Origin of the sequence: Desulfopila inferna, from assembly GCF_016919005.1 — a bacterium.
In the GTDB taxonomy this organism is placed as follows: Bacteria; Desulfobacterota; Desulfobulbia; order Desulfobulbales; family Desulfocapsaceae; genus Desulfopila_A; species Desulfopila_A inferna.
Genome location: NZ_JAFFQE010000007.1, coordinates 283,829 through 299,474 on the forward strand (window position 1 = coordinate 283,829; position 15,646 = coordinate 299,474).

Consider the following 15,646-nt stretch of genomic DNA (forward strand, 5'->3'; position numbering starts at 1 on the left):
GCTATGGCAACAATAAGTGAATATTCTGAACAAGCCCAATTGTCACAGGCTGCATACGCTTCAGGTTTAATAAAAGATATGTTGGGTGGCGGAAATACAGGTGATCCCAGCGGCTACGCAGATTTGCTTATTGACGGTGGTATGTCCGAAACCCAAGCTATCGACTTCGCAAACAAATACACTGTAGTCGACCAATATGAAGATCCAGAGAGCGGCTTTTCAGGCACAGTTTTCCAGGATACATCCGGAAAGGTAGTCATGGCGATGCGTGGGACGCAACCAACTGCATTTCTTACTGACTGGCCTACCAACATTGCTGATATCGGTTCCGATGGCATAGCAATTGATCAGGGCATTGCGATGTACAACTGGTATCAACGTCTGATAACACCGGTAGGTTCAGAGGCGGTTCAGTTTGTTTATCACAAGGAAATTAGCGCCTTAGGTAAAATTATAAACCCTGCGTGGTTGGAGTGCAAAAAAGTAACTGTTGAAGGGGCTGGTGTAAATGAAGGCGGTGGTTTGGTTGGTAAGTCGGACATTGCGGTCACAGGTCATTCCCTGGGTGGTCATCTGGCAATGATCATGAGTAGAATTGCTCCAGATCTTGTGACATCAACATTGACATTCAACGCACCACGATTTGATACAAACTTTGCTCTTGATTGGTCAGTCATTCCATTTCCACAATTAACACTCAGTACGACCGCTCTGACTTGTGAAGGCTTTTTTGATTTATTAAGTGCTGCTGAATTAGAAAATTATGTCACTAATACTCTAACTGGTGATTCATGGACTCTTCGTAAAATCACCAATACTCGCATCGAAGGAGATGTAGTTTCCTTAATCGGCGATTTGCAGGGAGCCGGCGATCAGCTGCAGCTCTTTTCCGAAAGCATTAATGAAGGCCCTATTGATGCACATGACATGAAGGCAATAGCTGATGCCCTTGCCGTATACGATCTTATAGCACAGATAGATTCAAACCTTACCCTTGATTCAATAACGGGTATTCTCAAAGCATCGTCAAATATAGGGGAATATAGCCTCGAATCGGTCGTTTCCTCGTTGGGGGGCCTTTTTGTTACTGATTTGAACAAACGAACAGGGAGCGAATATAATGCTGATCGTGATCAACTCTATCAAGATATCAAAGATATAACTGCGACAATCTCCAAGCTTCCAAACCAAACTATCAAATCATTTTGCACTATCGACGCCGAAGGCAATTATGTCCCATTGTCCGCCTCGGAAATAAACATACTTGCCCAAAACAATATTGCCTATCGCTATGCCTTGATGAATCTCAATCCCTTTGCCCTTATCGCAGCGGATTATTCGAAATTTAATAAGAATGGGGAGCTTGATCTTTATACTTCCTCAACTCCAGACGGTCAACTAAGTGAAAAATATCTCCAGGACCGTGCCAATTTCCTGGTCCAGCTTCTTTATGAAAATATTAATGATACCGGCGCGAAGAATCCATACGACCCGATGAATATTGATGTTTATCCAAATCTCCCAGCTTATTATCATGCTGATTTAGCTACCGGAAATCAGTCCCTTAATGCAGTGTATTCTGATTTGGAGGCAAAGAAAGACAATTATCAGCAATTCATTTTCGGCTCAAACGAAGGAGATTTGGATATTGCCGGCGGGTCCAAAGACGATCACCTGTACGGCATGGGTGGCAATGATACCATCAAAGGCCATGGCGGCAACGACTACATAGAAGGCGGTCAGGGCCTTGACACCATGCACGGCGGAGCCGGTATAGATACCTTCTTCATCCAGGGTGAAGACACCGACTACGACATCTTCTACGGCGGTAGCGAACATGACAAAATCTTGGGTGGTAACAATAGCGGAGTGAAGGATGTAATCCGTTTGCATAATTTTAACTACGCCATTAATTCCATCGAAGAGGTCAATGGCCTGGCTGGAGATAATATCATCGCCGGCACGGGTGACGGGGACACTATAGATCTTTCCGGCACCACCCTGATTGACATCCATAGCGTATATGGCGGCGGGAATGAGGATACCCTCACCGGCGGCAAGGGCAACTATGCAGATCATCTCTATGGCGGTGAGGGTGGCGATACCCTGCGCGGCATGGGCGGTGATGACCATCTCTACGGCACCAGAGATGACCTGACAGATGACGATGCCAGGGATATCCTGGAAGGCGGAGCTGGAAATGACACCTATTATATCGGTGCTGGTGATATCATTAACGACTCAGATCAAACAGGGACCATCATCTTTGACAATCAGACCATATCTTCTTTGGTATTCATCCAGACAGCGGTAGGCAGCAACATCTACAAGACCGAAGATGGTGCTTTTACCGCATCTAAAAACAGCAGCAACATTCTCACGGTGAGTAAAAAGATAGATGGAACTATACAAAGTTTTTCCATCGAAAACTTTACCACCGACTCCGCCCTCGGCATCACGCTTCAGGAGTATGAGCCGCCGTCGGACAGTTATGATTTTAATATTACAGGATCATCTCTCAGAGACGAGATGTGGATGATTGTCGGTGGAAGTAATCCCACGGCGTGGGGGCTATATCTAACCTCTTTTTCCGGCGATGATTCAAATAATTTATTTGCTCAGCCGCTGACGGCTAATGCCCCCAGCTTGAAAATTTCCGGCGGTGGTTCTGGTGATTTTCTTTTCGGTTTTGCAGGGCATGATCATATCGATGGCGGTGAAGGAAGTGATATCATTACCGGCCACATGGGCTGGTGGGGAGGAACACCGCTTTATCATAATGAAACCTCGGAAGGTGACCTGCTCGAAGGCGGTGGAGGAAATGATTGGATACGAGGCGGAAACGGCTCAGACCGCATCAATGGCGGCAGTGGCCATGATTATATGCAAAGCTATGATGGAGAAGACCAAATAAGCGGCGGCAGCGGTAATGATGTTTTGGCCGGCGGATCCCATGATGCTGTACTCCTGGGCGGGGTGGGTGACGATGCATTATTCGGCGACGGTTATTTTACTGGAAGTAATTCTTTAAGCCTCGATAATATTGATCAGTTTTATGTCACTCTCAGCTTTTCTGCCGCTGGATACGCAAGTGGTTATCATGAAGTAGGATTTACCATCAACAATGATGCTCCAGAGCCCGGAAATGATATTCTGGACGGTGGCGCAGGCAGGGATTATCTCGAGGGTGGCGCCGGTAACGATATTCTATTTGGCGGCGATGATCATGACACCCTTATCGGAGGTGTAGGTGATGATCGTCTTGAGGGCGGAAGCGGGAGTGATTTGCTCATTGGTGATCGCTACGATATGGCTGAAACCGCCGGCGATGGCATAGATCATCTGTATGGCGGTAGCGGTAATGACATTGTATACGGAATGGGGAATGACGACTATCTTTATGGCGAAGACGATGACGATGAGTTAGTGGGTGGGAGTGGTGAGGACCATCTTTTCGGCGGAAACGGCATGGATATTCTCTTTGGAGACAGCGGCAATGATCACTTATCTGGAGGGACCGGTGTTGATGAACTCATGGGAGGATCAGGTGACGATAGACTCTACGGAGGCAGTGAAAACGACACGCTGTATGGAGAGGAGAACAATGATACTCTTTATGGTGATGCAGGTGATGATACCTTAATCGGAAATCTGGGTGATGATGTTCTCTATGGCGGAGCAAACAATGATCTTTTGTTTGGAGACAACGGAGATCATACGGGAAATGGCAAGGACTCCTTGTACGGCGGTGCAGGAGATGATCAACTGCAGGGCCATGGCGGGGACGACATTCTTTTTGGTGGAAAGGACAACGACGTTCTGTATGGTGGTGCAGGTAATGATACTTATCACTTCTATGCTGGTGATGGAACAGATATTGTAGATGATCAGGTAAGCAGCGGAAACGGCGGTGACATCATATATTTGCACAGCGTTCCTTGTATAGAAGACCTTGTCGTCTGTTATGCCGCGCAAGAAGGAGGCGGTTTCGTAGAGAATTATGCCGGTCAGCACCTCTGGCTCAGATACTCAGAGGATAACATTATTATTAAGAATGGTCGCACCGCAGATAATTTCAGCTATGTTTTGGCGGATGGGACCTCTTATTCCAGAGATGAATTTTTACGTTTGGCGGCCACTGATGATTATCTGGAGGGTAGTGAAGGAGGAGATGTCATATCCTCAGGAAGAGGTAATGACCTCATTTACGGCCATGGCGGCGACGATGAGCTTTATGGTGAAGAAGGTAGCGACAAACTCTATGGCGGGGCAGGAAGTGATATCCTGAATGGAGGAGCGGGCAATGATATTCTAACCGGCGGAGCAGGCAATGATGTGTATAAGTTTAACCGAGGCGATGGAAGCGATACCATCCATAATAATGACGAAGCAGGATTCGATACCCTTGCATTCGGTACGGGCATACTCCTTTCTGATTTGGCTGATTTGACACGAGTAGGCAACGACGGTGTTCTGGTAAAAATAGGGAACAATGGTGATCAGATCATTATCAGCAACTGGTTTGAAGGAATACCGTATCAGATTGATAGGTTCACTTTCGCAGGTGGCACAACTCTTCAGGATTTTGTCATTTACAGCAACGGAACCAACCAGAGCGACTACTGGCAGGGACATGATGGGGTGGATATCATGACCGGAAATGAAGGTCATGATAATCTGATAGCTCTTGGCGGCAACGATATCTTGGATGGCGGCAAGGGTGATGATTATCTCTCCGGTGGCAATGGCGATGATATTTACCGTTTCGGCCATGCCATGGGAATGGATGTTATCGAGGATAAAGGTCACGGAGATATGGATATCGTTCGATTGGGAGACGGTGTCAATCCTGAAGATATAATAGTGTCGAGAAGCTCAGATAGTCTTTGCCTCTCTATTCTCGGGACATCGGGAGATTTATTACGCCTGTTAAACTGGTATGCGGATCCAAATGACAGATTTGCGCGTGTTGAATTTGCCGATGGAACAGTATGGAACGAAGATTTTTTGTCTCAAAGGGCAGAATCCATCTGCTTTGTTGAAGGAACGGCTGGTGACGACCGTCTTACGGGATCTGGAATGAGCGAAATAATTTATGGCCACCTTGGCAGAGACCAAATATATGGAAATGGCGGCAATGACTACATTTACGGAAACAGCGGCAGCGACTCTATTTATGGAGGCATAGGGGCTGACTGGCTGTTTGGAGGAGAGGGGGATGATTATTTAAACGGCTATCATGGCAATGATGTCCTGATCGGAGGGGAGGGCAATGATTTCTTGGTGGGAATGGGGGGAAGCGATCTCTATCTCTTCGAGCAGGGCTTTGGTTACGATGCTATTTATGATCTTAATAGCCATAATGAGTGGGAAATTGATCCGGGCGATCTTGGAAACGATGTTGATACAGTTCGATTTGGAAAAGGAATAAACGCTGCGGACATTATAATTACCCGAACTAGATTTGATCTGCTACTGTCGAATCGCGTGACTGGTGATGTTCTTACACTACAAGGCTATGATCCCGAGGATGAATTCGACAAAATAGAGCGCATTGAGTTCAGTGACGGAACGGTATGGACTCCTGAAGACTATCTTGCTCAATTAAACACACCGACTGCAGGCTATGATCAGATATTTGGCACGAAAAACAACGATATTCTGAAAGGCCTGGGGGGAGACGACTCGATCTATGGCAATGATGGCAATGATATTTTGCTGGGTGGTGCCGGCGCCGATTATCTAGATGGCAGAGATGGACGAGACACAGCGGACTATCGTGATTCTTCCACCGGTGTGATAATTGATCTTTCAGCAAATGCGGGCTCGGAAGTAGAGGACGGGAGAGGTTATGGAGGAACTGCGGAAGGTGACTTTCTGAAAAATATCGAAAACATACAGGGATCAAAATTTAATGATACTATTATAGGTTTCCGTAGCGACCATCGATTCTTTGGCAATGCCGGCAACGATAGCCTGTCCGGCGGCTTAGGCAATGACTTTCTCCGGGGCGGAGCCGGAGCCGATATCTTGGATGGCGGAGAAGGAAGGGACAGTGCCGACTATCGTGATTCAGAAGAAGGCGTGATAATTGACCTGGCGACCGGTACCGCCGAGGACGGCACTGCAGATGGTGATACCTTCTCCTCCATTGAAAATATATATGGTTCGAAATTCAATGATGTTCTCTCCGGCAATGAAGAAAACAATACCTTGGTAGGCTTTGCAGGCAATGATGAGATTTACGGCCGAGAAGGCAATGACAACCTTCAGGGCCGCGACGGAGATGATTGTCTGTACGGCGGCTTAGGCAATGACATTCTCCGAGGTGGAGCCGGAACTGATGTTCTTGATGGTGGAGAGGGCAGAGATAGTGTCGACTATCGTGACTCAGAAGAGGGTGTGCTAATTGATCTGGCGGCGCGTACTGCCGAGGGAGGCACCGCAGCGGGCGATGCCATCTTTTCAATCGAAAATGCATATGGATCAGAATTCGATGATATTCTCACCGGTAATGAAGAAAACAATACCTTGGTTGGCTTTGCAGGCAATGATGAGCTTTACGGCTGGGAAGGCAATGACAGTCTCCAGGGCCGTGACGGTGACGATAGACTATACGGTGGCTTGGGTAATGACATTCTCCGAGGTGGAGCCGGAAGTGATGTTCTTTATGGTGGAGAGGGTAGAGATAGCGTCGACTATCGTGATTCAGAAGAAGTTGTGGTAATTGATTTGGCGGCCGGTACTGCCGAGGGCGGCACTGCTGCGGGTGATACGTTCTCTGCAATCGAAAATATATATGGTTCGAAATTCAATGATGTTCTCTCAGGCAATGAAGAAAACAATACCTTGGTCAGCCTTGCAGGTTACGATGAGCTTTACGGCCGGGATGGTAATGATAACCTCCAGGGTGGCGATGGAGGGGATAGTTTGTATGGCGGCTTAGGCAATGATTTTCTGCGAGGCGGATCCGGAGCCGATGTTCTTGATGGCGGAGAAGGAAGAGATAGTATTGACTATCGTGATTCAGAAGAGGGTGTGCTAATTGATCTGGCGGCCGGTACTGGCGAGGGCGGCACCGCAGCGGGTGATGCCTTCTTCTCAATCGAAAACATATATGGTTCGACATTCAATGATGTTCTTTCCGGCAATGAAGAAAACAATACCTTGGTTGGCTTTGCAGGTTACGATGCGATTTACGGCCGGGAAGGTAATGATAACCTCCAGGGCCGCGATGGAGGGGATAGATTGTACGGCGGCTTAGGTAATGACATTCTCCGAGGCGGAGCCGGAACCGATGTTCTTTGGGGGGGAGAGGGCAGTGATAGTATCGACTATCGTGATTCAGAAGAGGGAGTGCTGATTGATCTGGCGGCTGCTACTGCCGAGGGCGGCACCGCAGCGGGTGATGCCTTCTTCTCAATCGAAAATATATATGGATCAGAGTTCGATGATTTTCTCGCCGGTAATGGAGAAAACAACACCTTGCTTGGCTTTGCAGGTAATGATGAGCTCTATGGCCGGGAAGGCAATGATTTTCTGCGAGGCGGAGTAGGAGCCGACACTCTGGATGGCGGAGAAGGCAGGGATAGTGTCGATTATCGGGACTCGGAAGAAGGCGTGTTATTAGACCTGGCGGCCGGTACAGCCCAGGGCGGGACAGCAGCAGGTGATACCCTTATTTCCATCGAGAATGTATACGGATCAGAATTCGATGATACTCTTACCGGTAATGAAGAAAACAATACCTTGGTTGGCTTTGCTGGCAATGATGAGCTTAATGGCCTGGAAGGTAATGACAATCTACAGGGTCGTGAGGGAGAAGATAAGTTGTACGGTGGCTTTGGAAATGATTTTCTGCGAGGCGGATCCGGAGCCGATATTCTTGATGGTGGAGAAGGAAGGGATGGTGTCGACTACCGTGGCTCAGAAGAAGGCGTCAAAATTGATCTGGCGGCTGGTACCGCCGAGGGCGGCACCGCAGCTGGCGATACCTTTGTCTCGATAGAAAATCTATATGGCTCAGAATGCGATGACGTTCTGGTCGGAAATGATGAGAATAACTCTCTTCTGGGATTTGAAGGAGTTGATCATTTGTCCGGGGGAGCAGGCAACGACAACCTTCGAGGAGGTACCGGCTCGGATATTCTAACCGGAGGTGACGGAAACGATAAATTTGTTTTTGATACTGCTTTTAATGGTCCAGAAGGTACCGATACCATAGTCGATTTCACCATCAGCAAAGATAGAATCATCTTACATTCATCTGTTTTTAGTACGTTGCTGGAAGCAGGAGTCCTTGCCGAGGCAAATTTCTTTGCGAGTGCCACTGGCTCAGCAGCAGATGAGAATGATTATATCCTTTACAACACTTCGAATGGCTCCCTCCTTTATGATTTTGATGGTAACGGCCAGGGTGTGGCTGTTGAATTTGCAAAGCTGACCTCAAGCCCGGAGATTAATAACAAGGATTTTGTTGTAGTCGCCTAAGGTTATAATCAAAATTTTTATTAGTACCTTTTTCTTTCTTTCATCAAGACCACAAATATGTGGGCTTTGACTGACCATTCCCAATTTTTTTAAGAATTGAAAAATTTTTTTCAAATGTGGGAAAAATGTGGGAACCGCTAATTAAGAATGTTCTGAATAAAGAAGAGGCGTTTGAGTTGAAGGGATCAAAAACCAAGAAGCCTATGGCGGCAATAGCGTGGCGGCTCCCAAAAAAACACTTATGAATATCAGTATTGCCCCAAAAGAGAGTGAGAAAGCTGCTGTAGAACACACTGCTTCCATCATTGTCAGCGGCAGTCAGCTTGCGAGATTAAGCGGATTAGAAGACCTGGCGGTAAAGTTGGCCGAGTTGATGGATTCCTTAAGTGGAGCAAGCAGGAAAGAAGCACTTGAAAAGGTAATACAAGTTGCTCGAAATGAAGGGACTCGAACTCTGATATATCGCCCCAATCCAGATCGGGTTCAAGAGTTGGCGCAATTGCTGCCGGTTTTGATTGAAACACGTGATGAAAGATTCTTAGTAGTTTCCAGTATAGAAAAAGAATCCTTGGAGACACCTTTCACTATCACAATAATTCATTCGAGTCTTGATGAGGAACCTGAAGAGGACTTGCTATCTTTTGAGCAATTACAGGAAATATGGACAGGAGGTGTTTTACGTTTCGAAAAAATTAACACTGCTCTGGTCTGTTTTTCAATAGTTGCCCGGGAGAAAAAAATAGAACTTACTCTGGAAAGACTGCGCCATGAGTATGGGCTTGATAGTGCGGAGATTACTGAGGATGTTTTTATCCGTATGAGCAAAGATGCCGGTATGAAAGCCCGGCTGTTAAAAATAGATTGGCATGGCCTCCTCAATCTCAAAGATGCATATCCTGCCGTTGCCAGATTGACTGATGGAAGACATATCGTTGTTTCCGGTGCTGTTTCTTCTGATCCTCAGAAGGAACAGAAGATCGCCTGTTATGATCCTTTGGCTGGTCAAGGCGGAGGGCATCTCAGATTTGGAAAGCAGGAGTTTGAAACTCTGTGGAATGGAGAGATTTATGTACTGAAAAGAGTATTCAAGCTCAGCGATGAAACCCAGCCATTTAGTCTGCGTTGGTTTATTCCGGAAATTCTAAGACAAAAAACTGCCTTTTCCGATGTTGCATTGGCTGTCCTCTTTATTAATGCCATTGCTCTTGTTACTCCAATTTTTTTTCAAATTGTAATCGATAAGGTTCTTGTAAATCAGGCATTTACTACTCTTCATGTTCTTGGATTCGGTATGGCGGCAATGCTGCTTGTTAATGCTTGTCTGGATTTCTTGCGAGACTATCTGTTGCTGCATGCCACCAACAAAATCGATATGAGGGTTACTGCCAGAACATTCAGGCATATGTTGAATTTGCCACTGGATTTTTTCGAAAAAGTAACTGCAGGCGTTTTAACAAAACACATGCAGCAGACCTCCAATATACGCGGTTTTCTCACTGGTAGTGTGTTTCTCACCATGCTTGAGGCGACTTCACTCTTTATTTTTTTGCCTTTTCTATTTTTTTACAGCTTGAAGTTAACTGCCATAGTGGGTGCTTTTACTTTGATGATTGCCGTCGTGATCCTTGTGTTGATCGGTCCTTTCAAGCGTAGATTGGATGCCTTGTATGACGCTGAAGGAAACAGGCAGGCAATGCTTGTTGAAACGATCAATGGCATGCCGACGGTAAAGGCAATGGCGATTGAACCACTGTTGCGAAAACAATGGGAGAACAAAGTTGCCCGAGCCATCAGTATGCAGTTTCGCGTCGGTAAAATTTCAATCACCGCAAAATCGCTGACCCAGCTCTTAGAGCGTCTCATGACAATTATTCTCATCTGGGTGGGGGCCAGTCAGGTTTTTAATGGGACTTTAACGGTAGGAGCTCTCATCGCTTTTCAGATGTTGGCGGGAAGAGTAACCTCTCCTCTTGTACGGTTAGTCGGGCTGATTCATCAATATCAGGAAGCTGCATTATCGGTGGAAAAGCTCGGTGTGGTGATGAATGCCAAAGAAGAATGGGGCGCAGATAGACATGGTGCCAGGGTTTCATTAAAAGGTGACATTGTTTTGGATAGGGTGAGTTTCAGATATTCACCGGATTTACCAAATGCTCTCCATGAAATTTCCCTGGTGATTCCAACCGGGTCCATGCTGGGAATTGTGGGCCCTAGCGGTTCGGGCAAAACAACATTAACCAGAATGTTGCAAAAAGCGTATTTCCCATCAACGGGGACGATCAGAATAAATAACTGCTATCTTAATGAAATTGATACTTCTCATTTACGCAGAAATACTGGTGTGGTGCTTCAAGATAGTTTCCTGTTCAGGGCCTCCGTTGCAGAAAATATTCGTGCAGGACAAACAGGAGCCTCTCGGCACCAGATCATAGAAGCAGCTGTGCTTGCCGGTGCAGATGAGTTTATTGTTAATCTCTCGCAGGGATACGATACCATGCTGGAGGAAGGTGCAAGCAATCTATCCGGAGGGCAGCGCCAGAGACTGGCGATCGCGAGAGCTTTATTAACTCAGCCGGAGATCCTGATTCTTGATGAAGCAACAAGTTCTCTAGATCCGGAGAGTGAAAGAATCGTTCGTGAAAATCTAACGCAGATCGCAAAGGGGCGTACTGTGATTGTTGTTTCTCACCGCTTATCAATGTTGAAAGGGGCTGATAACGTGATGGTTTTAGATGGTGGCAGATTGGTTGGGTATGGCACCCATGAGCGCCTTCTTCAAGATTGCAGGTTATATGGAAAACTTTGGAAGCAGCAGATGGAACTTTGAGCGGTAAAGGCATGAAAAAGGAAAAATCAGAACTGGAAATACTCGAGTATCAACCTGATGCCGTTGAAATTGAAGAAAAACCGGTTGCAGGAAAGGTGAGATGGGTTTTGTACGTTATACTCGGGACCCTTATTGCCGTTGTGATCGCGGCCATCGTGTTTCGTGTAGATCGTATAATCGTTGCTGAAGGGAAACTTATAACCACTTCTCCGACTATAGTTGTTCAACCTCTTAACGCTGCAATCATCCGCTCGATTGATGTGCAGGTTGGTGATATTGTAGAAGAAGGGCAGGTATTGGCGACGCTGGACTCAACTTTTACAAGTGCGGATTTAAGTCAATTAAAAAGACAGAGGCTCACACTGAGTACGCAGCTACGCCGGATAAAATCTGAATTACAAAATACTTTGTTTGTCGGGTTACCGGAAGAAGGGGAGGATGGTCTTCTTCAGGAACAATTATTCAGACAAAGAAAACTCATTCTTCAACGTACCAAACAACTGAGTGATGACAAAAAAGCTGCTCTGGAGTCAAAGCGCACTTTAAACGCCATAAAACGTAAAGGAAGTGAAGGACAATTGAAGCTACTGCGGGACGTTGAGGGAACAACTGCAAAAATGCCTCAGAATGGGAGTGAATACAGGCTGAGGGTGCTTGAATCTCAAAAAAACCGCCATCTGACTTCTAATGAAATCGAGAATCTCAAAGCCGAAGAGGAAGTGATTGTTAATGAACTGAAACAGGTAGAATCAGAATGGGAACGTTTTTTAGAGGAAAGAACGGGTGAATTGATGGAGCAGAAAGTGCAACTGCGAAATGATTTTGAAAAAATAACAGAAGAATTGACCAAAGCGACAAGGCTTCAGGAGTTGGTAACTTTAAGAGCTCCGCAAAAAGGAATTGTATTAAATATGGCAAAACGATCCGTCGGTTCCATTCTTCAGCAGGCTGAAGCAATCGTCACCCTGGTTCCGATTGACAGTACAATTGAGGTTGAAGCCGATGTCAAATCTCAGGATATAGCCAGAATTCGGCTGGCGGATCCAGTACGTGTTAAACTGGATGCTTTTCCTTTCCAGAGGCACGACACTCTTTCCGGGGAGGTCAGAGTGATAAGTGAAGATTCCTTTCAACAAAACAATGCCAATCGAGAAGATAGATCCCTATCCAGTCAGGAGTCTGACCCAGCATTTTACAGGACTCGTATTCGTCTGGTATCAAAAAAGCTGCGAAACGTTCCGGAAGGGTTTCGGTTACTGCCGGGAATGAAGGTACGTGCTGAGATAAAAGTCGGAAAGAGAAGGGTAATCTCCTACTTTCTTTATCCAATTATCAGGGCATTAGATGAAAGTCTGAGAGAGCCCTGACGCCATTTTGGCTGTTTTATTGAAATACATCTCAAAAACAATCATTCTTAAAATGGAAAAGCAATCGAATGAAACGTATTTGGTATATTGTGACGTTTTGCGGCTTGATAATGATGGGGGGCTGCGGTTCCTTAACTGGAATTCCGGGTCATGGCGGAGGCAAACGCTTCGCTGTAGAACAGGAATTAGTGGCGGCTGCTACTCGGGCAACAATCAAAAGAATTGATATTTCGGCATTAAAAGGCAGGAAAGTTAATCTCTATATAAATGCGATTGATGATGTAGGTTCCGGCAATTTAATTGGCGGGCGTTTCTCATTAGTTTCTCAAGTTAGAGGCGATTATATTCATACTCCTACATTAACGGAGAAATCTGTTTTTCCACGATATAATTCTACAACAACTTCTCAAACATCTTCTCGTAATCGAAATGACAGTCTTGAAGATTCAATGTCATCCAGTGGCAATTCAACAGAAACAGAATCATCAAGTTCTTCCACTTCTTCCTCAACAAGCAGCAGTTCAACGAACACCTTGCTGGCCATGCCGGAGAGAAAAGAATCTTATCAGAAAGGGCACGGAGGGGAGGTACAGATTGGGGTAGAATATAAAGGATTGGGTGCATATCAAAATTCGGAAGAGATTGCTTCAAGTGATATATTATACCTTTCCGGTTTACTGCAGACATTTTTTTTCCTCAGAGATGTCCATATAGTACCTCCTTCGGAAGCTGATATTGATGTTTATGTAATCATCGATGTCTTTGGAACCGTGCGCACGAGAATTGAGTGGTTTCTTGTAAATAATGAGATTTTACGAGCTAAATCAGCTATCGAAGTTATGGCTGTTGATCATATGAGTGGGAAATTAGTTATGCCTCCTCAATCTGCTTCGGTTGAAGCGGAATACAACGAGCAATATATATTATGGGCGGGTCCGGTAATGATCACTAAATACTTAAAAGAATCGTCTCCTCTTCTTTCCGATTTTACAGATGTTCACCTTAAAAAGGAAGTGCCTGAGTACTCTGCACAAGACGGACCGATTCCATACCCATTTCAATATCAGATCGAAAGATGGAAGCAAAACAATTAATCTGAAAAACTGAGCCTGCAAAGATAATTAATCACCTCTGCAAGCAGCAGGCAAGTCAACATGAACAGGATGATTAGGAAATGATAGAAGATAAAAATGGTGCCGTTTCTTGTTCTCTCGGCATAGTCCTATTTATGGTTGGAATGGTGTCTCCTGGGGTAGCTGTAGCGATAACTCATGAGGAAATCCTTAAAAAGCAGGAGATAATACCTTCATTGACCGGCGCCTATGATCATTTTGGAACATCCATTGCTGTATCCGGCGATATACTGGCTGTAGGTATGCCTAATTATGATTCATTCTGGGAAGACTCAGGGACTGTATACCTATATGAAAAAATAAATAATCATTGGAAAGAAAAAAAACGACTTCTGGCAAGAACACAACAGCAACAAGGTTTGTTCGGGTACTCCGTTGCAATTGAAGGACCATATTTAGTAGTAGGAGAACCTGGGACTCTAAATCGTCAAAATGGATATGCCCATGTATTTCATCGAGATAAAGGTGGACCAAACAATTGGGGGTGGGTAAGGACTCTATCTAAACCGGATGATTGCTACCTGCGTGTAAGCGATAGATTCGGAGAATCCGTATCCATTTCTGACGGGAAAGTATTAATAGGAGCCCCAAAAGCATGTAAAAATAGACAGAGTTGGATGGAAACGACAGGGGCTGCATATTTGTACACCAATTATGGTGCAAACTTAATCAAAAAGCTTATTGCCCATAATGGGGAAGACTATGATTACTTTGGTGCTTCGGTTTCAGTTTGTGATAGCTTTGCCTTCGTTGGTGCACCCGATGCTGATAGCGGTGTATTGCGATCTAACTCAGGTGCAGCTTATTTGTTTAACGCTGAAAACAGCTGGGGTCTTCATAGCTATCTAAGGCCGCATGATACTCAGGAAGGTGATCGTTTTGGCCAGAGTCTGTCCTGCCATGCCGGTGCTGCAGTCATAGGTGCCCCAGCTAGCAGCAAGGCTTACGGAAGTGATTTAAGAAAGGGCTCAATTTACTTTTACCACAATAATGATGATGGAGGTGATGCTTGGCTTTTTAAGGCTAAACTTCACGAAGAGAGCTATTTTAATGAAGATCCTGATAGAAACAATCTTTTTGGACAAACGGTTTCAATTCGAGACAACTATTTAATGGTAGGTTATGGAGAATCCGAAAAGAGCGAGGCAGATCTGGAGCCTGTTGCCCAAATTTTTAAACTAAAGAATGGCGAGTGGAAATTGCTGAAAGGAATGGTTTTGAAAAAGGAACCTTCCTGTCAAACAAGCTCTATTGATAAAGGGATTTCTGTAGCAACAGATGGTGCAACTTTTGTCACTGGTGATATGGAAAATGAATCAACAAGTGAGAAATGCGCAATAGGGGTTGGTTCTGCGGCTATTTTCGAAAGATCTTTCAGAGAAATAATAAACATGTCACCTGTACTATTATTGTTGAAGAAAAAATAAAATCAACATTAGCGTATTAATTAGTAGAAAAGCTCATAAAAAAACCCTTAACGATAAGACGTTCAGGGTTTTTTTTATAAAGAATTTGGGGGCGAACCACATATCAGAAGACAGAATGGTTTGTCGCCTTCAGCCAAAGGGCTGAAAGAAGAAATGGAAAACCAAGGTCTATTGAAAAATAGATATAGGAGGAGGGAGGCTGATCTCCTGAAACTATCCTGAAGGGGATTCAGAGCAAAAAAAAAAAGCCCCTCAACGAAAAAAACGTTAAGGGTCTTTTCTATAAGAATTCGGCGACGACCTACTCTCCCACATAGTCACCCATGCAGTACCATCGGCGCTGAAGAGCGTAGGTAAGCGAGTGCAGCGAGACTCCGTCATCCGTGTTCGGAATGGGAACGG

The 15,646-nt window shown here is 45.3% G+C and carries 5 protein-coding genes; all 5 read left to right on the forward strand.

Going from position 1 to position 15,646, the window contains the following annotated elements; genetic code table 11:
• Positions 1-3: 3 nt before the first annotated feature.
• The 5 genes from JWG88_RS21695 (at position 4) to JWG88_RS17455 (ending at position 15,244) form a co-directional block, all read left to right on the forward strand.
• Positions 4-8,490: a calcium-binding protein gene (locus JWG88_RS21695; protein ID WP_240194543.1), complete on the forward strand. Its 8,487-nt coding sequence runs from the start codon at positions 4-6 to the stop codon at positions 8,488-8,490.
• A 217-nt stretch (positions 8,491-8,707) separates the two neighbouring features.
• Positions 8,708-11,317 (forward strand): ABC transporter transmembrane domain-containing protein, encoded by a 2,610-nt coding sequence (locus JWG88_RS17440; protein ID WP_205235064.1) that lies wholly within the window; start codon positions 8,708-8,710, stop codon positions 11,315-11,317.
• A complete protein-coding gene (locus tag JWG88_RS17445) occupies positions 11,293-12,684 on the forward strand; it encodes an HlyD family type I secretion periplasmic adaptor subunit (protein WP_205235065.1) in 1,392 nt (463 codons plus the stop codon). Before JWG88_RS17440 ends, JWG88_RS17445 begins: the two co-directional genes overlap by 25 nt.
• 68 nt (positions 12,685-12,752) lie before the next feature.
• The gene (locus tag JWG88_RS17450) at positions 12,753-13,778 is read left to right on the forward strand and encodes a hypothetical protein (protein WP_205235066.1); all 1,026 of its coding nucleotides are present in this window, start codon (positions 12,753-12,755) and stop codon (positions 13,776-13,778) included.
• Positions 13,779-13,858: 80 nt separating this feature from the next.
• Positions 13,859-15,244 (forward strand): hypothetical protein, encoded by a 1,386-nt coding sequence (locus tag JWG88_RS17455; protein WP_205235067.1) that lies wholly within the window; start codon positions 13,859-13,861, stop codon positions 15,242-15,244.
• Positions 15,245-15,646: the final 402 nt, after the last annotated feature.

Bases quoted from the DNA above. Each gene is read 5' to 3' on its own strand.
- JWG88_RS21695 (WP_240194543.1), top strand. From the start codon at position 4: ATGGCAACAATAAGTGAATATTCTGAACAAGCCCAATTGTCACAGGCT.
- JWG88_RS17450 (WP_205235066.1), top strand. From the start codon at position 12,753: ATGAAACGTATTTGGTATATTGTGACGTTTTGCGGCTTGATAATGATG.
- JWG88_RS17455 (WP_205235067.1), top strand. From the start codon at position 13,859: ATGATAGAAGATAAAAATGGTGCCGTTTCTTGTTCTCTCGGCATAGTC.